This window comes from Xanthomonas hyacinthi (assembly GCF_009769165.1).
In the GTDB taxonomy this organism is placed as follows: domain Bacteria; phylum Pseudomonadota; class Gammaproteobacteria; order Xanthomonadales; family Xanthomonadaceae; genus Xanthomonas_A; species Xanthomonas_A hyacinthi.
Genome location: NZ_CP043476.1, coordinates 671,539 through 689,849 on the forward strand (window position 1 = coordinate 671,539; position 18,311 = coordinate 689,849).

Annotated in this window: 20 protein-coding genes, 1 pseudogene and 1 other annotated feature; of the genes and pseudogenes, 15 read left to right on the forward strand and 6 right to left on the reverse strand. The window is 65.3% G+C overall.

Annotation, left to right across the window (positions count from 1 at the left end):
• Positions 1-187 precede the first annotated feature (187 nt).
• The 5 genes from FZ025_RS03095 (at position 188) to FZ025_RS03115 (ending at position 5,966) form a co-directional block, all read left to right on the forward strand.
• A protein-coding gene (locus FZ025_RS03095) for an IS3 family transposase (protein ID WP_208803729.1) occupies positions 188-1,335 on the forward strand; the annotation gives its coding sequence in 2 pieces (ribosomal slippage) (positions 188-464 and positions 464-1,335; 1,149 coding nt in all).
• A gap of 236 nt (positions 1,336-1,571) precedes the next feature.
• A complete protein-coding gene (xopJ, locus tag FZ025_RS03100; protein ID WP_104559054.1) occupies positions 1,572-2,660 on the forward strand; it encodes a YopJ family type III secretion system effector XopJ in 1,089 nt (362 codons plus the stop codon).
• A gap of 314 nt (positions 2,661-2,974) precedes the next feature.
• A protein-coding gene (locus FZ025_RS03105) for an IS3 family transposase (protein ID WP_104559053.1) occupies positions 2,975-4,188 on the forward strand; the annotation gives its coding sequence in 2 pieces (ribosomal slippage) (positions 2,975-3,260 and positions 3,260-4,188; 1,215 coding nt in all).
• Positions 3,250-3,366 (forward strand) — a sequence feature (AL1L pseudoknot). (Overlaps the previous gene by 117 nt.)
• A gap of 75 nt (positions 4,189-4,263) precedes the next feature.
• Entirely contained in the window at positions 4,264-4,818 is a 555-nt protein-coding gene (locus FZ025_RS03110; RefSeq protein ID WP_146093655.1) for a hypothetical protein, read from the forward strand.
• The gene (locus tag FZ025_RS03115) at positions 4,815-5,966 is read left to right on the forward strand and encodes a UvrD-helicase domain-containing protein (RefSeq protein ID WP_104559052.1); all 1,152 of its coding nucleotides are present in this window, start codon (positions 4,815-4,817) and stop codon (positions 5,964-5,966) included. The genes FZ025_RS03110 and FZ025_RS03115 overlap by 4 nt, the downstream gene beginning before the upstream one ends.
• On the opposite strand, the gene FZ025_RS03120 is transcribed toward FZ025_RS03115, so the two are convergent.
• Positions 5,938-6,954, reverse strand: coding sequence for an IS30 family transposase (locus FZ025_RS03120; RefSeq protein ID WP_158185520.1), 1,017 nt, complete (start codon positions 6,952-6,954; stop codon positions 5,938-5,940). The genes FZ025_RS03115 and FZ025_RS03120 overlap by 29 nt on opposite strands.
• 32 nt (positions 6,955-6,986) lie before the next feature.
• Between FZ025_RS03120 and FZ025_RS03125 the strand changes: the two genes are divergently transcribed.
• Positions 6,987-7,772 (forward strand): hypothetical protein, encoded by a 786-nt coding sequence (locus FZ025_RS03125; RefSeq protein ID WP_146093639.1) that lies wholly within the window; start codon positions 6,987-6,989, stop codon positions 7,770-7,772.
• Between the two features lie 77 nt (positions 7,773-7,849).
• On the opposite strand, the gene FZ025_RS03130 is transcribed toward FZ025_RS03125, so the two are convergent.
• The 4 genes from FZ025_RS03130 to FZ025_RS03145 form a co-directional block, all read right to left on the reverse strand.
• Entirely contained in the window at positions 7,850-8,008 is a 159-nt protein-coding gene (locus FZ025_RS03130; RefSeq protein ID WP_158185521.1) for a hypothetical protein, read from the reverse strand.
• A gap of 132 nt (positions 8,009-8,140) precedes the next feature.
• Entirely contained in the window at positions 8,141-9,088 is a 948-nt protein-coding gene (locus tag FZ025_RS03135; RefSeq protein WP_046978417.1) for an aspartate carbamoyltransferase catalytic subunit, read from the reverse strand.
• A 19-nt stretch (positions 9,089-9,107) separates the two neighbouring features.
• On the reverse strand, positions 9,108-9,611 hold the full coding sequence (gene ruvX / locus FZ025_RS03140) for a Holliday junction resolvase RuvX (protein WP_244292450.1): 504 nt from the start codon (positions 9,609-9,611) through the stop codon (positions 9,108-9,110).
• Positions 9,604-10,170 carry a YqgE/AlgH family protein gene (locus FZ025_RS03145; protein WP_046978416.1) on the reverse strand — a complete coding sequence of 189 codons (567 nt, stop codon included), beginning with the start codon at positions 10,168-10,170 and terminating at the stop codon, positions 9,604-9,606. Before FZ025_RS03145 ends, ruvX begins: the two co-directional genes overlap by 8 nt.
• 106 nt (positions 10,171-10,276) lie before the next feature.
• On the opposite strand from FZ025_RS03145, the gene FZ025_RS03150 reads away from it, so the two are divergent.
• Together FZ025_RS03150 and FZ025_RS03155 are read left to right on the forward strand one after the other, a co-directional pair.
• Complete coding sequence (locus FZ025_RS03150; RefSeq protein WP_046978415.1) at positions 10,277-12,082, forward strand: DUF4153 domain-containing protein; 1,806 nt, start codon at positions 10,277-10,279, stop codon at positions 12,080-12,082.
• Between the two features lie 15 nt (positions 12,083-12,097).
• On the forward strand, positions 12,098-12,637 hold the full coding sequence (locus tag FZ025_RS03155) for a DNA-3-methyladenine glycosylase I (RefSeq protein WP_046978414.1): 540 nt from the start codon (positions 12,098-12,100) through the stop codon (positions 12,635-12,637).
• A gap of 352 nt (positions 12,638-12,989) precedes the next feature.
• Here the strand turns inward: FZ025_RS03155 and FZ025_RS03160 are convergent, their stop codons facing one another.
• Positions 12,990-13,385, reverse strand: coding sequence for a hypothetical protein (locus FZ025_RS03160; protein ID WP_053057181.1), 396 nt, complete (start codon positions 13,383-13,385; stop codon positions 12,990-12,992).
• Positions 13,386-13,868: 483 nt separating this feature from the next.
• Here FZ025_RS03160 and FZ025_RS03165 point away from each other — a divergent pair.
• From FZ025_RS03165 to FZ025_RS03195, 7 genes and pseudogenes are all read left to right on the forward strand, one after another.
• Positions 13,869-14,617, forward strand: a pseudogene (locus FZ025_RS03165) (DUF7011 domain-containing protein).
• A gap of 125 nt (positions 14,618-14,742) precedes the next feature.
• A complete protein-coding gene (locus FZ025_RS03170) occupies positions 14,743-15,024 on the forward strand; it encodes a helix-turn-helix domain-containing protein (protein ID WP_208803730.1) in 282 nt (93 codons plus the stop codon).
• 14 nt (positions 15,025-15,038) lie between these two features.
• Positions 15,039-15,905: a replication initiator protein A gene (locus FZ025_RS03175; protein WP_046980534.1), complete on the forward strand. Its 867-nt coding sequence runs from the start codon at positions 15,039-15,041 to the stop codon at positions 15,903-15,905.
• 223 nt (positions 15,906-16,128) lie between these two features.
• Positions 16,129-16,767: a ParA family partition ATPase gene (parA, locus tag FZ025_RS03180; RefSeq protein ID WP_046980537.1), complete on the forward strand. Its 639-nt coding sequence runs from the start codon at positions 16,129-16,131 to the stop codon at positions 16,765-16,767.
• On the forward strand, positions 16,764-17,015 hold the full coding sequence (locus tag FZ025_RS03185) for a hypothetical protein (RefSeq protein ID WP_046980536.1): 252 nt from the start codon (positions 16,764-16,766) through the stop codon (positions 17,013-17,015). Before parA ends, FZ025_RS03185 begins: the two co-directional genes overlap by 4 nt.
• Positions 17,012-17,545, forward strand: a complete 534-nt coding sequence (locus FZ025_RS03190; protein ID WP_046980533.1) for a DUF2840 domain-containing protein — start codon at positions 17,012-17,014, stop codon at positions 17,543-17,545. The genes FZ025_RS03185 and FZ025_RS03190 overlap by 4 nt, the downstream gene beginning before the upstream one ends.
• On the forward strand, positions 17,542-18,129 hold the full coding sequence (locus FZ025_RS03195; RefSeq protein ID WP_046980532.1) for a S26 family signal peptidase: 588 nt from the start codon (positions 17,542-17,544) through the stop codon (positions 18,127-18,129). Before FZ025_RS03190 ends, FZ025_RS03195 begins: the two co-directional genes overlap by 4 nt.
• Positions 18,130-18,311 lie beyond the last annotated feature (182 nt).

Sequence of the window (18,311 nt, forward strand, 5' to 3'; positions counted from 1 at the left end):
GCCGGTGGGCAACCCGCATCGCCGAAGTTTGCCCTCATCACGGGCCACCGCACCGATCCGCGAGACCGGGTCTAGGTGTTGCGGAAGCACTAGCTGCACAAGAAGCCAGCGGTGACCCGTGTCCTGGTCTAATTCTCGTGGACACCTCGATAGGGGATGATCATCTCCAACGAGGACTTTGAACGACATGACGCCCCGTAGCCGTAGCCGTAGAACTTTCGACACCGCCTTCAAGCTACAGGTGGTGCAGATGATCCAAGACCAAGGCCTGAGTGTGGGCCAGGTGTGCCGCGACCTGGACCTGGTCGATAGCGCGGTGCGCCGGTGGTTGTCCCAGTACGACGCCGAACAAGCCGGCCAGCCCGGCCAAGGCAAGCCGCTGACCCCCGAGCAGCAACGCATCCGCCAACTGGAGCGTGAGAACCAGCGGCTAGGCGAGGATGTGTCGATCCTAAAAAAAGCATCGGCCTTCTTCGCCCGGGAACTGAAGTGATCCAGCAGATGATCCATCAGTGGCAGGAGAAGGCCGACACCACCCGGTTGTGCCGGCTTGTGGGCGTGAGCCGTTCTGGGGTGTATGCCGCTCGGCGGCGGTCAGCGCCGAGGGCCTGCGCCCTCACGGCGCCCTTGCAATCGGCCTTCCAGGCTAGCGGCGGCAACTACGGCAGCCGCCGGCTGTGCGCTGCCCTGAAGGCCCAGGGCCTGCCCGCCGGTCGCTATCGGGTCCGCCGCCTGATGAAGCAGCAGGGGCTGAAGGCGCGCTGGAAGCGCAAGTTCGTCCATACCACCGACAGCCGGCACGAGATGCCGGTGGCCGACAACCTTCTGGATCGGCGCTTCAACCCGGAAGCCCCCGACCAGGCCTGGGTGGCCGACATCACCTACATCCGCACCGAGCGCGGCTGGCTGTACCTGGCCGCGGTGCTGGACCTGTACTCACGCAAGGTGGTCGGCTGGGCGATGGCCCCGAACATGCCTGCCGAGCTGGTCTGCACCGCCTTGCAGATGGCCATCGCCCTGCGCCAGCCCAAGCCGGGGCTGATCGTGCATACCGACCGCGGCAGCCAATACGCCAGCCAGGCCCACCGCGACCTACTGGCACGCCACGGTCTGCTCGCCAGCATGAGCCGCCGGGGCAACTGCTGGGACAACGCGGTGATGGAGCGGTTCTTCCTGAACCTGAAAATGGAGCGGGTCTGGCAGCGCCGCTACGCCAACCCCGCCGAGGCCGTTGCCGACATCGCCCATTACATCGTCGCCTTCTACAACACCCACCGGCTGCACTCCACCCTCGGCTATCGATCGCCTGCCGACTACGAGAAAGCCACCACCTGAAATCCCCTATCTCCGTGTCCACCAAAACTTGACCACGACACCGCACCCCGTTGGCGAACCCGAACAGGCCATCTCAGCCGGTGCAATGCCGGCAAGCAGGTGATCAGCCGTTTTGGGAACGCTCGGTCATCCTCCGCGTCAATGCCTTCGTCTTCCCAAACATGCCTTCGGTGAGGTGAAGCGGATCGGAGCGCTTCTCGCTAAACTCGCTTCTACAGTCACTGTAGGAGATCGACATGGGTCTATGCGCTTCAAAGCCGAGCGTGGCAGGGTCACCTGAGCATTATGCAGCCCACGCTACAGAGCACACCAGATTCACGCAGACTGAGAACGTCCCCGCCGCCCCGGCGTCTGGAGAAGATGCACCTGGCACCTCGCGCTCTGCACCTCCCCTGCGAGCTGAATTTTTGAACCTACCCCCGCGCGCCGGAAAAAAGGCTCAGGCGTTGTCTGAGGCGCTGGAGCGTCCGAACATCAATCCTGAATTGGCGCACTACGCACAAAGGGTACTGGCCACTGTCACTCACAGCCAGCCGACTCGTGAGATAAGTAATCTCGATGCAAAAAACTTGGCGATCCTGGTCAGGACATATAACGCCAAGTATCCCGGACTAAATTTGGGATATGCAAAATCGCCAGCGGAATTCAGGGCAACGCTGGCAGCTACCCATGAGCCCAGCTGGCGCTCAATCTCAATTCTGGACTCGAAGGGCTCGCACCGAATCGCCATCGACGTCCGGACACACGATGACGGTCGCAAGTCGTTGCTTGTCATGGAGACAGCGCAGGCGCTCAAGCGGGGCAAGAACAACGAGCCATTAATTTTGAATGGATACCAAGAATTTATTTCGGACCTAAACGATGAGTTTGGCGATTCGGCTTCAATGGCGATAATCGACGTGGCTGCACAAAAATCCAAGATAGGATGCCAGCAGTTTTGCTTGGACTTCACCTTGCATGCCTTTCATAAGTCCAACTTCTTTGATGACCTACACCAGCGGCTGCATGACTACGGCCAGTGCTTCGCCGATGGAGATAGGGCGGAGCACATCAATGGCATGGAATATATTCAGGGAGTGGAAATTCTACCGGCCATCTTTTACAAGCATGCCGAGTCCCGCGCCTCAATCGATAGAGTACTGGAAAAGCAGCCAGACATCGCGGGAACGGATGTAAGCACCAATCGCTACGGTGCTGCCGAAACGCTTCACGAGCGAGTCCGCGCGTTCGGTATCAAGCGTGACGCGCGACCTTACAGTATGTCTATAGAGGCTTCTCGCATCCGAAAGATTCGAGAAGCCATCGAAAGCGATCCTGGCCCCTAGAGGAAGATCGGCAGGGATTCGTGCAAAAAACAGCAAAATGTGAGCTAAATCGCTGTAAGCAAAAGATTTTTCACGAATCCCTGCCGGCCCTCATCTTCGCTCACGGCATCGTGGTCCTGGTCGGCGAGGCTGTTAGTTCACCTCGTGGGTGCAGAGCATTTCCCCCTCGACCGCCCAACGCGTGACGACGCTGATTGACGACAAGAATTCGCCGCAGATCTAACTGATTGAATAATTAGAATTTTTCCGGGCGACGGGGCGAATTGAATCGCCCCGGGATTTCGGGAGGCTCCAACTCTTGAGAGAATGGAGCCATGAGCAAGACGAAGTATTCACCAGAAGTACGTGAGCGGGCGGTTCGTCTGGTGCGGGAGCACCAGGGGGAGTACGGCTCGCAATGGGCAGCAATCGAGTCGATTGCCGGGAAGATTGGTTGTTCGGCGCAGACGCTGTGCAACTGGGTGCGCCAGGTCGAGCGCGATGCAGGCGAACGGTCAGGCTTGAGTACGGATGAGCGCGCGCAGTTGAAGGCGTTGTTGCGCGAGAACCGCGAGCTGCGGCAGGCCAACGAGATCCTGCGCAAGGCCAGCGCGTATTTCGCCCAGGCGGAGCTCGACCGCCGCTTCAAGCCCTGACGGGGTTCGTGGGCGAACATCGTGACGTCTATGGGGTCGAGCCGATCTGCAAGGTGCTGCAGATCGCTCCGTCGACGTACTACCGCCACGCGGCGCAGGAAGCGGACGTGGATCTACGTCCGACCCGCTGGTGGAAGGACCGGGCGCTGCGTTCGCAGATCCGGCGGGTGTGGGAAGAGAACCGGCAGGTGTACGGCGTGCGCAAGGTCTGGCGACAACTCCAGCGCGAAGGATACCGGGTGGCTCGCTGCACGGTGGAGCGGCTGATGAACGAGCTTGGCCTGCATGGCGTGGTGCGCGGGAAAGTGGTCAAAACCACGATCAGCGACAAACGACCATGCCCGCTGGACAAGGTGAACCGTCAATTCAAGGCGCCCTCGCCGAATGTGCTGTGGGTGAGCGACTTCACCTATGTCTGGACGTGGACAGGATTCGTCTACGTGGCCTTCGTGATCGATGTGTACGCGCGGCGCATCGTGGGCTGGAAGGTGTCGGCGACGGCGCACACGGACTTCGTGCTGGATGCACTGGAGCAGGCGCTGCATGCGCGGCGGCCTGCTGAAGGCGGACTGATCCACCACTCTGACCGTGGTGTGCAGTACGTGTCCATCCGCTATACCGAACGGCTGGCCGAAGCTGGAATCGAGCCGTCGGTGGGCAGCGTCGGCGACAGCTACGACAACGCGCTGGCTGAGACGATCAACGGGTTGTACAAGGCCGAGGTAATCCATCGGCGCTCATGGCGCAATCGCCAGGATGTCGAACTGGCCACACTGGATTGGGTGGACTGGTACAACCACAAGCGATTGCTGGGGTCGATCGGGAACATCCCGCCAGCGGAAGCCGAAGAGGCTTACTATCGACAACAAGCCGGTTACGCCAAAGCGGCGTGACTCAAACCAAACAGCCTCTCGACTTCCCGGGGCGGTTCAGAAAAGGACGCAAAGGCTGCCGACGGGACCAAAGCCGTGCCGGCACGATCATTAGGGCAGTTGTCGCGAAATCAAACGATAAAAACTTTGGCTCCAAAGGAAGAGTCCATTGACGTATTGCTAGACATGCCGGAGAAATTTCTCACCGAAGCGCATTCCAGTGGATTCGGCTTCCGGGTCGCCTACCAGCAGCCTGTCAAGATTGACTTTGGCGGAAGTAAGGGTGCCGAAGCCATTGCAAACACGTTCGAGGACGCGCTCGTATATCAGAACATTGAGTTCTTCAAATCGTTACAGGGCGGGGGCTTGGCCAAAAAGATCCGGGAGTCGATTATGAGTTCGAAAGACGTCGCAGAACTCTCCAGCAGCATCCAGGCGGACTTGAAGACCGGGGATAAGGCAGAGTTCTCCATGACCCTCTTGGAGAGCAGCGATCTGGACGAAGTTGTCCTCCCAGACTACATCGACAAGGGTCTTCTATGGCTGATTGCTCAGCTCAAGCGTAAAGAAGACGATGTTGCTGGCAAGCTGCTACTTGCCCCAACCTCTCCCGACGATGCGGCACCGGCACCGAGTGGGGTGAAGCCGTGAAGCACGCTCAACACTCTGACGAGAACGATATCGATCAGCCTGCCGACGCTCTGATTGCCCAATGTCTCGATCCGGCGAGTCCAAGAAGCTTCTTCCTTTTCGCTGGGGCTGGATCCGGAAAAACGCGCTCGCTGGTGGCTGCATTGGAGCATGTCCAAGCCAATTGGGGTGAGCAGCTGCGCCGCCAAGGCAAGCGAGTTGGCGTGATCACCTTCACCAATGCGGCATCCGATGAGATAAAGAAAAGGATACAGTTTGACGCACTTTTCGACGTCCGCACAATTCACAGCTTTGCTTGGTCACTGATCGAAGGTCTTAACCAAGACATACGAGAATGGCTAAAAATAAAGATCTCTGAAGACCTTGTTGACCTGCATGAGAAAGAAGCCAAGGGTCGCGCTGGAAAGGCTTCAAATGACCGCAAGCTGAGAATTGTAACGAACACCAAGCGACTAGAGTCCCTCCCCGGGATAAAGCGCTTTATCTACAGCCCGACTGGGAACAATCGAACACGTGATGCACTGAACCATGCCGAAGTAATCCGCATTACTGCTCACTTCCTACAGTCCAAGCCTCGCATGCAAAGCATCTTTGTTGGCCGCTACCCCATTCTTCTTGTTGATGAAAGCCAAGACACGAATAAGCATCTGGTCGACGCACTCTTTGAAGTGGAAGCTCAGCAGGCCGGATCATTCTCGCTGGGCTTGATTGGTGACACGATGCAGCAGATTTACGCTGATGGTAAGGAGGGACTCGGAAGCAATCTTCCAGCCACTTGGGCCACGCCCGGAAAGCAGATGAACCACCGCTGCCCAAAGCGAGTGGTAACTCTCTTGAATAAGGTCCGAGCCCCAGTCGACCCTCATCAACAACGAGCGAGAACGGATGCAAGCGAGGGCATGATTCGGCTCTTCATTGTTCCTTCTACCGCCGAAGACAAGCCTGAGGTAGAAGAACGGATTGCGGAACTGATGGCTGATTTGACAGAAGATGCGAACTGGCGGCGACGCGACGCGGTTAAAACGCTGACCCTTGAACACAGAATGGCAGCCGCTAGACTGGGATGCTTGGAAGTGTTCGTTGCGTTGTATGAAATTGACTCAACGAGCCTGGGCGGTCTCAAGAATCAAGTGCAACACGTGATTTGAAGGCGAGGATTTCCTTCTCCATGGCCGCTGCCGGCGTGGCCCAGCCTAATGTCTGGCGAGGACGCCCATTCATCAGCTTGGCGACGTGATTGAGGTACTCCTGGCTCGCTTGCGACAAGTCCACGCCCTTGGGCAGGAACTGGCGCAGCAGGCCATTGGTGTTCTCGTTGCTGCCCCGCTGCCACGGCGCATACGGATCGGCGAACCACACGTCGATGTTCAACCCTCGCATCAGCTCCTCGTAACAGGTCAGTTCCGTTCCGCGGTCGTAGGTCAGGCTCTCGCGCAGGAAGGCCGGCAGCTTCTTCATCTGGCGAGTGAAGCCTTCCAGCGCGGCGTCCGCGGTGCAGCCATCCATCCTGCACAGCACCACGAAGCGTGTCTTGCGCTCGACCAGCGTGCCCACGCAGGACCGGTTGAACGCGCCCTTGATCAGGTCGCCCTCCCAATGCCCCGGCAGCAGGCGCTGTTCCACCGCTTCGGGCCGATGCACGATGCGCAGCTCCTCCGGTACCCAGGTGCGCGCCGCTGCTGTGGTGCGCCTGCGGCCTCGCGTGGGCTTGCTCTGGCGCAATGCATCGACCAGGGCCTGCTTCAGGCCGCCGCGCGGATGCGCGTAGATGGCCGCGTAGATCGTCTCGTGACTGACCCGCTGGCTGGCGTCGTCTGGATGCATGTCCCGCAGTGTGGCCGCGATCTGCTGCGGCGACCAGCGATCGAACACAAGACGGTCGTGGACGAACTCGAACAGCACCGCGCCCGCGATCAGCCTGCGTGCTCGTACGCTGCGCGATCGCCGCGATCGATACACCAGGGCTGCCGCATGCGCCGAGTACACGCCGCTGTCCAGACGCCGGATCTCGCGGCTCAGCGTCGATGCGCTACGCCCCAGGCGGCGACCGATCCCACGAAGACTCGTTCCCCGATCGCGTTCGACCTGAAGCACCGCGCGTTCCTCACTACTCAGATGACTGTACTGTCTTCCCATCGCAACACCCTACGCTCTGTGAGGTGTTGCACTTGGAAGTTGAGTCTGCCCTGCTAAATGGCACCCAACCTTTGGCCACGTTTTTCACGGACCAAGTTTTGCCACTGGTGGATGCGCAACAGCGCGGCGATAGATTCGCCGTGATGCGGCTGCTGAAGTCGTTCTCACCCTTGTTGGCGACGGAGAAGCTAAAGGGCTCTCCAGGTCATTCGAACCTCAGAAATGCCCAGTCTGCCGTGGACGAACTAGTCGGTCTTTGGGCGGATGGTCGAGACCCTTCGCTGCAGCAAGTTCTCGTGCGTGTTTCCGATCAGCGTTTGCTCGAAATTCCTGAGCGCCTTTTGGCTTGGGCGATCACCTCTGATGAAGTTCTCTCTGTCCAACAGCCTCCTGGCGAAGAAGAGGATAGCGATGACAGTGAACGTCAGAAACGCATTGCAGAGCTGCTCGCCACTCCATTCTCACAAATCAGCCCCCTGGCTGCCTATCTTTCTCGAAAGGCACGCTTCGACACCCACCAAGGGGTGAAGGGATTGGAGTTCGAACGCGTCATGGTGATCATGGATGACCAAGAAGCGCGAGGCTTCATGTTCAAATACGAAGACCTATTTGGGCGAAAGACGGAAGGAAAGACCCTGGAGGCAACCAGACGGCTTTTTTACGTAACAGCCAGTCGCGCTACGAAAAGCCTAGCACTGGTAGCTTATACGGAAGACGTTATGCGGGTCAGGAAGTTCATGCTAGACAACGCGTGGTTCTGTGACAATGAGGTGGTCACGCATATCCAAGGGGGCCTAGCATCTACTAGTGCCAGCTGAATGCCTGTTAGAAGCACTTCTGAAAGAGTGGTGTTCCGGCCAACAGGAGTTGGCCGGGGCTAACATCCGTCTAAGACTTAGACATTAGCTTCTTGGAGCTTACTGAAGACCCGTGCAAACAGGCCCACAGCCAATTCAGAATCATCATCGAGATTTCCCCGAGGACCATAGGCATCCGAATGCAGCAATGCCGCAGCAAGTTTGACGGCGGCTTCCAGTGCTTCCTCTCGCTTCATTGCTTAGCTCCTCGCGCCTCAGTGGCGCAAACGCAATATAGCTAAATTGAATCAATGTGCACACACGCTGTGAGAGCTACTCCAGTCGCGACTGAAGTAGCTCTCACACTAGGGTCGGTCGCGCATCCGCGCTCACCCCAACAACGTCTCCAGCACCGCCATGCGCACCGCCACGCCGTTGGCGACCTGGCGCAGCACGCACGACTGCGGACCGTCGGCCACTTCGTCGGTGATCTCCACGCCGCGGTTGATCGGCCCCGGATGCAGCACCACCGCGCCCGGCGCGGCGCGGCGCAGGCGTTCGGCGGTGAGGCCGTAGTGCGCGTGGTAGCCCTCCAGCGAGGTCACCAGGCCTTCTTCCATGCGCTCGCGCTGCAGGCGCAGCATCATCACCGCGTCCACGCCGTCGAGCATGGCGTCGAAATCCTCGCCGACCACGCAGCCGTCCAAGGTGTCGTCGTCGGGCAGCAGCGCCTGCGGGCCGCACACGCGCACTTCGCCGGCGCCCAGCGTGCGCAGCGCGTGCAGGTCCGAGCGCGCCACGCGCGAGTGCTTGACGTCGCCGACGATGACCAGCTTGAGCCTGGAGAAGTCGCCGCCCTTGGCGTGGCGCAGGGTCAGCATGTCGAGCAGGCCCTGGGTGGGATGCGCGCTGCGGCCGTCGCCGGCGTTGATCAGCGCGGTGCCCTCGCCGGCCGCTTCGGCCAGGCGCTCGACCGCGCCGTCCTCGGGATGGCGCACGACGAAGCCGCGCACGCCCATCGCTTCCAGGTTCTTCAGCGTGTCGCGCGCGGTCTCGCCCTTGCGCGTGGACGAGGTCGAGGCATCGAAGTTCAGCACGTCCGCGCCGAGCCGCTGCGCGGCCAGCTGGAACGAGCTGCGGGTGCGCGTGGACGGTTCGAAGAACAGCGTGCACACCGCGGTGCCGGCCAGCACGCTGCGCTTGCCGACCCGGCCCACCGCAGCGTCGCGGATCTGCCCGGCGCGGTCCAGCAGTTGCAGCAAGGTCGCGCGCGGCAGGCCTTCCAGGGTCAGCAGGTGGCGCAGGCGCCCGTTCGAATCGAGTTGCGGGTCAGTCATGGCGGGTCCGGGCAGGGAATCAGGAAATGGGGGTGGCGTCGTCGGGCGCGGCCAGCCAGCGCTCGATGATCACCGCGGCGGCGACCGCGTCCAGCGCGGCGGCGTCGCGGCGGCGCTTGCGCCCGGCGGCGCGGTCCCCGGCGAAGCGTGTGGCCGCCTCCACCGAGCTGGAACGCTCGTCGACCAGCACCACCGGCAGCCGGTAGCGCGCGCCGAGTTCGCGGGCGAAGGCATGCGCGCGCTTGCGGTTGGGTTGGTCGGCGCCCTCCAGGGTCAGCGGATCGCCGACCACCAGCCCATGCGGGCGCCATTCGGCATGCAGGCGGTCCAGCGCCGGCCAGTCCGGCCCCTGCGCATGCACGTCGACCACGGCCAGGGCGCGCGCGCCGCTGCCGAAGCTGCTGCCCACCGCCACGCCGATGCGCCGGTTGCCGACGTCGAAGCCGAGCACGGTGCCGTCGCGGCGGATCTGATCGGGCACGGCCGCGCCGGGCGCGGAAGCGGGTGCGCCGGGCTCAGGCATGCCCGCTGTAGTCGGTGAGGCGGAACAGGTCCACGCCGATGCGGCCGGCGGCGGTCTGCCAGCGCCGCTCCAGCGGCAGCTCGAACAGCAGTTCGGCATCGGCCGGCGCGGTCAGCCAGCTGTTCTCGCCCAGCTCGTATTCGAGCTGGCCGGCGCCCCAGCCGGCGCAGCCCAGCGCCACCACCGCATTGCGCGGGCCGTCGCCGCGCGCCATCGCCTCGAGCACGTCGCGCGAGGTGGTCAGGAACAGGCCGTCGCCGAACGCCAGACTCGAATCCCAGGGGCGCACGCCGTCGTGGATCACGAAACCGCGTTCCGGATGCACCGGCCCGCCGCTGAGCACCACCTGCTCGCGCAGGGTCTCGTCGCTGGTCTCGATGCCCATCTGCGCCAGCACTTCGCCCAGCGTGTATTCGGAGGCGCGGTTGACCAGCACGCCCATCGCGCCGTTGGCGTCGTGCTGGCAGATCAGGGCCACGCCGCGCGCGAAATTGGGATCGGACAGCGCCGGCAGCGCGATCAGCAGTTGGTTGGCCAGAGGGGTAGGCAAAGCGGACATGGCCTCATTCTATCGTCCCTCCCGGGCCGGCGCTGCGCCGGGCCGGAGCGGGCTGCCATAATCGGCCTGATCGCGCGCTGCCGCGCCGCCAAGGATGCTGTCCCGTATGGAAACCGCCCCCGATCTGCCGCGCCAGACCCGCGCCTTCATCGTCCTGGTGGCGCTGCTGCAGGGCGCGCTGCTGTACCTGGCCCAGCGTGGCGCCGACGCCGGCCTGTGGCCGTTCGCGGCGCTGGGCGGCCGGGTGTGCTGGTACACCCTGGTACTGACCGTGCCGACGCTGACCCTGCTGTCGGTGCGGCGCCTGAACGATCTGCGCCTGTGGCAGCACGCGATCGCGCTGGCGTTGCTGGTGGCGGCGCTGTCGGCCTGGGCGGCGTGGAGCGCCACCGGCGCGCCGGGGCTGCGCAGTTCGGAAGTGCTGGCGCCGTTCGGCCTGGCCATCGCGCTGGGCATGGTCGTGCTGCTGCCGTGGCTGCAGTGCCGGCTGCAGCACGGCCAGTGGCAGGCGCCGTACTGCGAGCTATTCGAGCATGCCTGGCAGAACGCGCTGACCCTGGCGCTGGCCGGGCTGTTCGTCGGCATCTGCTGGCTGGTGCTGTGGCTGTGGGGCGCGCTGTTCGCGCTGGTGAAGCTGGATTTCTTCCGCGAGCTGTTCCGCCAGACCGCCTTCGTCTACCTCGCCACCGGCACCATGTTCGGCCTGGGCCTGCTGATCGGCCGCACCCAGCAGCGCGCAGTGCAGGTGATGCGGCAGATCCTGTTCGCGATCTGCACCGGACTGCTGCCGCTGCTGGCGTTCGTGGCGGTGCTGTTCGCGCTGAGCCTGCCGTTCACCGGGCTGCAGCCGCTATGGGAGACCCGCGCCGCAGCCAAGATCCTGATCGCGCTGGTGGCCGCGCTGGTGCTGTTCGTCAATGCCGTGTACCAGGACGGCGCCGCCACCGTGCCCTATCCGCAATGGCTGCGCCGCCTGATCGACGCCGGCCTGCTGAGCCTGCCGCTGTACGCGCTGCTGGCGCTGTATGCGCTGTGGCTGCGCATCGACCAGTACGGCTGGAGCGCGGAGCGCTTCAACGGCGCGCTGGTGGCGGTGGTCGCCTGCGGCTACGCGTTCGGCTATGCATGGGCGGCGCTGCGCCCGGACGGGCGCTGGCTGCGGCCGCTGGCGCCGGTCAACCGGGCCATATCCTGGGTGGTGATCGCGCTGGCGCTGGCCAGCGCTTCGCCGCTGCTGGACCCGTACCGCATCGTCGTCGGCAGCCAGCTGCAGCGCTTCGCCGACGGCCGCACCGCGGCCGCGGATGTGGATCTGTACTACCTGCGCTTCGACAGCGGCCGCCGCGGCTACCGGGCGGTGCAGGCGCTGCGCGATGCGCCCGGTTTCGCCGAGGACCCGACGCAGCGGGAACGGCTGCAGCGCAGCCTGCAACGCACCCAGCGCTGGGGCGACGGCGACGACAGCGGCGAGAAGCGCACGCATGAGCGCATCGCCGCTGCGGTCGAACTGCGCCAGCACATCCCGCTCGCCGCCGGCAGCGCCGATCCCGGCGACGGCTGGTGGCAGGCGCTGCTCGCCGGCACGCTGCACGACGGCGGCTGCCGCCAGCGCGAGGACCGCTGCGTGCTGCTGCTGCGCGACCTGGACGGCGACGGCAGCGGCGAGGCGCTGCTGTGCAACGACACCGGCAGCTACGGCATGGAATGCCGCATCCATGCACGCCACCTGGACCGCTGGCAGGACGTGGCGCGGGTGCACTTCTCGCCCAGTTCCCCCGATCGCGCCGATGCGCCGTTCGACGCGCTGCGCGCCGGCAAGCTGGAACTGGCGCCACGACGCTGGCCGGACCTGAGCTTGCCGGATGCGCAGCGCGCCGAAATCTCCCCCGACCACAACGACCAGGACGACTGACGGAGTCCGCCCAGCATGAGCACCTATTGCGACATCGCCCCCGGCCACGCCTTGCACGGCCCCTACCACGACGACGAATACGGCGTCCCGCAGCGCGCCGAACCCGAGCTGTTCGAGCGGCTGGTGCTGGAGATCAACCAGGCTGGATTGAGCTGGGAACTGATGCTGAAGAAGCGCGCCGGCTTCCGTGCCGCCTACGCCGGGTTCGATGTGGACACGGTCGCCGCCTACGGCGAGACCGAGGTGCTGCGCCTGCTCGCCGATCCCGGCATCGTCCGCAACCGGCTCAAGGTGCAGGCGGCGATCCACAACGCGCAGGCGATCCAGGGCCTGCGCGCATCGCACGGCGGCTTTGCCGCGTGGCTGGACGCGCACCATCCCCGCGACAAGGCCGACTGGATCAAGCTGTTCAAGCGCACTTTCCGTTTCACCGGCGGCGAGATCACCGGCGAGTTCCTGATGAGCCTGGGCTACCTGCGCGGCGCGCACCGCGCCGACTGCCCGGCGTTCGCGCGCATCGCGCGGCTCGGTCCGGCGTGGATGCGCGGCGCGTGAACCTTCCGCTCCAGGCACATCGATAACGTGGCTCCATCCGGTGGCGCATTTTCGACCCCGATGATGGCGTTCCACCGCCATTGAACAGCAACGCATCCACTGTTGCGGATGCAGTTCCCTCATCCCGCCATCCGCGCCTGCCAGAACGGCGACCGCGGCCAGCGCCGCGCGCGCTGCGCACGCGCAGATGCTCGGTGAAGCGCGCGAACACGCGATCCTGGTAGGTCGTCAGCGCCGCCGCTCCCGCGCCGAGCAGATGGTCCGCAAGCGCCTGCCCCGCGGCATCGACATCCGCCGACGGCGTTCGCCGCAGACCGATGCGCGCCGCACCGCAGGCACGGCGGAGTGCGGCTCACACGCCCATGCAGCGCCCGGAGCGGTGGTTGAACATCAGCAGCGGCAGCCACGCGCACAAGCCCAGCAGCGCCAGCGGGGACCGCGACACCCACCGCAGGCTCAATCCGACATCGGCCAGGGCCGGCCAACCCCAGCCCCAGCCCAGCACGCCCTGGCGATGTGGGCCGGCCACTCGGTCCAGCGCGCGGAAGCAGGCGAAGATCCAGATCAGCGAGAACAGCGAGCGCCACACCGGCGAGATGCCGCGGCGCCCGGAGATCAGGCGGATCGCCCGCCAGTTGCGGTAGAACCAGTACAGCGCATACCCGCCGAAGGTGGTCGCGCACAGCAGGGCCAGTTTGACGCCCGACGGCGCGAACAGCGTCGCCAGCTGATCGGCCGGGGCGGCCATCCGGCAGCGCGGCGTCGGCTGCGGCGTAGGGGCTACGTGGGTGCATGCGGGGTGCCTTAGCCCCTCTCCCACCGGGAGAGGGGTTGGGGTGAGGGTACGGCGCGAAGTGTCCTGCGGGGCTTGGATGCACGAGGCTGTCGCCCGTACCCTCATCCGCCCCTTCGGGGCACCCTTCCCCCGAAAAGGGGGCCATGGTCCCGAAGGGAGAAGGGGGCCATGGCATTTTGGCGAGGCTCAGCGCACCTCCGCGATTTCCACCCCGTCCATGTCGTGTGTCGCGGGCTGCGGCACGGTGTCAGTGCCCGCGCCCCAATTTCCGGAATGCGCGGCCGTCGCATTCGGACGACCCTCTGCAAGATTTCGGAGCCAATCGGTCTTGACTACTGCCTAGCTTAGCCCGCCTTGATAACGATTTGCGGATAACGCCGTAGCTCCTGTCTTCGACGCCCATAGCGACGTTCCTGTCCAACAGGAGGTCGCGTCATGGCTGATCGAAACGCCGAATCCTGGTATCCCACCGCCGCGTATCTCTACGTGCTGCACCTCGACGGCCTCGCGCTGGCCTGGGAGTACCTGCGCCGACATCCCGACTACCGGCGCGACTGGCTGCGCCGGCGCCACCGGCCGGAAGCGGCGCATGGCTGGGGGTTGCGCCTGCTTGAAGACCCGGCGCTGGACGCGCGCGACGCGCATCCAGCTTGGTTCCCCGACTATGACGCCGTGCTCCAGCTCTACCCGGACGCCGACCCCCCACCCCATGTCGACGCCTTCGAGTTCTGGCGCATCCCGGGCCACAAGCATCTGATCCACGACGGCAAGCGCTTGGTGCTGGTGGCACGCTGGGCCGGCTGCTGCGTGCGGCTCGCACTGGCGCCGGGCCTGGCCGATGGCATGGCCTACCTCTATGCCGTCCGCGCGTGCGCTGCGGCCGCTACCGCACGATGGTGGCCGAACTGGACAAGCTGGCCGTGGCCGCCGGGGCCACGCCTGCGGCGGTGGCCCGCTCCCGGCCCACGCCGGCCATGCTGCTGGAACTGCACACTCTCCAGGCGCTCGACGCGACCCTGGCGGGCGCGTCCTTGCGCGAAACGGCCGCAGGGCTGTTCGGCGCCGAGGCCGTGGCCGCCGGCTGGTACGCCGACGGCGGCCTGCGCTCGCGCGTGCGCCGCCTCGTGCGGCGCGGTCGATCGCTGATGCGCGGCGGCTATCGCCGCCTTGCACAGCTCGATTGACCGGCAGAGGGTCGTTTTGCCTGCTCTGCAAAACGACCCTCTGCGCAACGCACCGCTATCTTGAGACTGCCTCCATCCGGCTGCGCTGGTGCCGCCGGCGCTTCTCACCGATGGAGGTTCACTCGATGCGACCCGCACCCTTGCGGCCTGCTACCGCTGCCGCCACCACGCCCGCACAACCCCAACGCTACCTCACCAACGACGAAGCCGCCGAGTATCTGCGGCTGTCGCCGCGCACGCTCGAAAAGCAGCGCGTGATCGGCGGCGGGCCGAAGTTCCGCAAGTTCGGCCGCCGCGTCATGTACGCGGTGGCCGACCTCGATGCCTGGGCCGACCAGCGCAGTTTCGAGGCCACGTCCGACCCCGAATATGCCGAGCATCACTCGGCCGACAGCCGTGCGCGCTGATCGGTGGCTCGCCGGTGGCCGTCGTCACGTCCAGCCCATCGCGGGAGCGGGAGCAGCTCGACCTGTTCCGCGCGCTGCCGGGCGACGGCATAGCGCCGCGCGACAGCCAGGACTTGATGGCCTTTCCGTTCTTCTCGCTGGCGAAATCGCGGCGCAAGGCGCCGATCGACTTCCGCAGCGGGAACGTCACGATCCGCGTGGAGGGCACGCAAGAGCACGGCATCGCCACGATTTGGGATGCGGACGTGCTGATATGGGCGGCCTCGCAGATCGTGGAAGCGCGCGACGCGGGCCTGCGGCCCTCGCGCCTGATGCACGCCACGCCCTACGAAATCCTGCGCTTCATCGGGCGCGGTGTGTCGCTGCGCGACTACCAGCGACTCAAGGCTGCGTTCGACCGGCTGCAATCGACGACTGTAGCGACTTCCATCCGCGAAACGACCGGGCGGCGTCTGCATCGCTTCTCGTGGATCAACGAGTGGAAGGAGTTGGCCGACGCCCGCGGCACGCCGCTGGGCATCGAGCTGATCCTGCCGGACTGGTTCTATGCCGGCGTGCTCGACGCCGCGCTGGTGCTGACCATCGACCCGGCGTATTTCCGGCTGACCGGCGGCATCGAACGCTGGCTGTACCGCCTGGTGCGCAAGCACGGCGGCAAGCAACCGGGCGGCTGGCAATTCGACTTCCGGCACCTGCACCGCAAGTCGGGCAGCACGGCGAAACCCTACGACTTCGCCTGCGACCTGCGCGCGCTGGTCGCGCGGCAGTCGCTGCCCGGCTACGTGCTCGGCATCGAGCGGATGCCCGGCACCGGAGCGGAGCTGCTGACATTCCGGCCTGTGCCTTCCACGGCACGGGGACAACTGCGGGACAAGCTGTGAATGGCCTCGTGCTATCAGGCGTGCCGGGACTCGTGCTATCGGGCGTGTTCCTATCGTGCTATCAGGCGTGCGAAATCGCCGCAAAGCCAATAACGGCGCGGGCTTCGGCGCCCTCTAACTCTCCTAACTCAAGAAACCTAACTCTTGGTAAGAGCGCCCCGTTTCGGTGGACAACCACGAAACGGCACGCTCCGGCCGGCTTTCCAATCGCGAGGGCCGCGCCATGATCGTCGCGCTGCTCAACCAGAAAGGCGGCGTCGGCAAGACCACGCTCGCCACGCACGTCGCCGGCGAGCTGGCTATGCGCGGGCAGTCGGTCATCCTGCTCGACGCCGACCCTCAAGGCTCGGCGCTGGACTGGACACAGCGCAGAAACCAGCAGGGCTTGTTCCGCTTGTTCAGCGCCGTGGGCCTGGCCCGCGAGACGCTGCACCAGGAAGCGCCAGAGCTGGCGCGGCGCTGCGATCACGTTGTCATCGACGGCCCACCGCGCATCGCCGCCCTGGCGCGCTCCGCGCTGCTGGCGGCCGAGCGCGTGCTGATTCCTGTGCAGCCCAGCCCCTACGACTTGTGGGCTTCTGCCGAGATGGTGGCGCTGGTCCGCGAGGCGCAGGTATTCCGGCCTGCGCTGCGCGCGGCCTTCGTCATCAACCGGCGCGTCAGTACGACCGTCATCGGCCGCGAAGCGCGCCATGCGCTTGCCGACCAGCCGCTGCCGGCGCTGCGCTCGGAAGTGCATCAGCGCATCGTGTTTGCTGACAGCGTAGCCGCCGGCCAAATCGCACGTGAGACGGAGCCCAACGGCGCCGCCGCCCGAGAGATCACCGCCCTGGTCGATGAACTGCTGCGGTGGCCGACATGACAACTGCGAACGGCAAACGCATCGCCATCGGCGCGCGTCCGCCCGCGAACCCGCACGCCGAGGCGTGGGTTCGCCAGGGCGACGCCGACGGCATCCAGAAAGGCGACCTCTACACCGCGCGCCTGACCCTCGACATCACGCCCGCGATGCGGGCGCGCATCAAGGTGTCGGCGTTCACGCAGGGCGTGACCGTCGCCGAACTGCTGCGCGCGCTGCTGGAGCGCGAGTTCCCGGAGAGAACGTCATGAACGCATCCGCTCTGGAGGCCACGGCTGCTCCGCCGCCGTCGCTCGCGGTGCTCACCGGCCAGGCCGGCGTCGCGCCGCTGACGCGCGTATCGCTCGCCTTCGTCGAGCAGCGCATCGACCTCTATCTGCGCTTCGGCGAGCCGGCGCGCACCATCCGGCTTGACCGCTGGCGGCGCGTCGCGGTGTTCCTGCCGGGCGCGATGTTCTGCCGCATCCGCTGGCAGGCCAACGACTACGGCACGATCCGCTGGCAGCTCATGGTGATGCAGGCTTGCACGCCGCTGGACGAAGCGCAGCGCATTCCCGGTGTGCTCCCCGGCGCGCGCCTGCTGCTGCACGCCGAAGGCGAACCCGCCGTGCGCGCCGTGCTGGCGCAACTCGACGCCATCGAGGCGCTGGGTATCGCGCCTGCCGACGTGTCGCCCGCGTACTGGCGCATGCTTGGCAACCGCCTCGCTGCGCGCTTGCCGCTGCCGGCGTACACCGCCGAGCGGCACGCCGCCTGGCTGGCCGGGAGAGCGTTGCCATGACGACTGTTTCCACGCCTGTCGTCCCGCCGCGTCCTCGCTCACACTGGCGCGCTCGCATCGCCGTGGCGACGCTGGCCGCCGTCGGCTTCGCTGCGCTGGCCTGGGCGTCCTTCGTGTCGCCGCTGCCGCGCCTGACCTACAACCCGTCCGACAGCGTGGCGGTCGGTTGGTATCGCATTGACCCGTTCGATCCGCGCACCGCCTCGCTGCCACGTCCGTTGTCCGTGGGCAGCATCGTGCTGGTGCCGCTGCCGGCCAAAGCTGCCGCACTGGCTGCGCAGCGCGGTTACCTGCCAACGCGGGTGCCGCTGCTCAAACGCATCGGAGCGATCGCGCCGCAGGAGGTGTGCATCGTCGGTCGCAGCGTGCGCATCGACGGCGTGCCGGTGGCCGCCGTGCTGGCCGCAGACCGCATGGGCCGTCCGCTGCCATCGTGGCCGCAGTGCCGCCGCCTCGAACCGGGTGAGCTGTTCTTGTTGAGCGTGACCAATCCGGCGTCGTTCGACAGTCGCTACTTCGGCCCGGTTGCTGCGTCCACCGTGATCGGTGTTGCGCATCCGGTCTGGTTGGAGACACGTCGATGATGGCCTCCGATTCGCTGCGCTTCATCGTGCCATCCGGCGTGTCGTCCTGCTGGCCGTCGCCGTGTCGTCGCGCATGTCGTGCGAGCGCATCTGCGCCGCACGTCGCGCAACATCCGGCGACGCTTTCCCCCGTGCAGGCATCTTGCCTTGAACGCACCCGGCCGGCGGCCGTGGCTGCGTTC

Excerpts from the sequence above, each read along its gene's own strand:
- xopJ (WP_104559054.1), top strand. The coding sequence starts at position 1,572 with ATGGGTCTATGCGCTTCAAAGCCGAGCGTGGCAGGGTCACCTGAGCAT.
- FZ025_RS03120 (WP_158185520.1), bottom strand. The coding sequence starts at position 6,954 with ATGGGAAGACAGTACAGTCATCTGAGTAGTGAGGAACGCGCGGTGCTT.
- FZ025_RS03130 (WP_158185521.1), bottom strand. The coding sequence starts at position 8,008 with ATGAAGCGAGAGGAAGCACTGGAAGCCGCCGTCAAACTTGCTGCGGCA.
- FZ025_RS03135 (WP_046978417.1), bottom strand. The coding sequence starts at position 9,088 with ATGACTGACCCGCAACTCGATTCGAACGGGCGCCTGCGCCACCTGCTG.
- ruvX (WP_244292450.1), bottom strand. The coding sequence starts at position 9,611 with ATGCCTGAGCCCGGCGCACCCGCTTCCGCGCCCGGCGCGGCCGTGCCC.
- FZ025_RS03145 (WP_046978416.1), bottom strand. The coding sequence starts at position 10,170 with ATGTCCGCTTTGCCTACCCCTCTGGCCAACCAACTGCTGATCGCGCTG.
- FZ025_RS03150 (WP_046978415.1), top strand. The coding sequence starts at position 10,277 with ATGGAAACCGCCCCCGATCTGCCGCGCCAGACCCGCGCCTTCATCGTC.
- FZ025_RS03155 (WP_046978414.1), top strand. The coding sequence starts at position 12,098 with ATGAGCACCTATTGCGACATCGCCCCCGGCCACGCCTTGCACGGCCCC.
- FZ025_RS03160 (WP_053057181.1), bottom strand. The coding sequence starts at position 13,385 with ATGGCCGCCCCGGCCGATCAGCTGGCGACGCTGTTCGCGCCGTCGGGC.
- FZ025_RS03170 (WP_208803730.1), top strand. The coding sequence starts at position 14,743 with ATGCGACCCGCACCCTTGCGGCCTGCTACCGCTGCCGCCACCACGCCC.
- parA (WP_046980537.1), top strand. The coding sequence starts at position 16,129 with ATGATCGTCGCGCTGCTCAACCAGAAAGGCGGCGTCGGCAAGACCACG.
- FZ025_RS03185 (WP_046980536.1), top strand. The coding sequence starts at position 16,764 with ATGACAACTGCGAACGGCAAACGCATCGCCATCGGCGCGCGTCCGCCC.
- FZ025_RS03190 (WP_046980533.1), top strand. The coding sequence starts at position 17,012 with ATGAACGCATCCGCTCTGGAGGCCACGGCTGCTCCGCCGCCGTCGCTC.
- FZ025_RS03195 (WP_046980532.1), top strand. The coding sequence starts at position 17,542 with ATGACGACTGTTTCCACGCCTGTCGTCCCGCCGCGTCCTCGCTCACAC.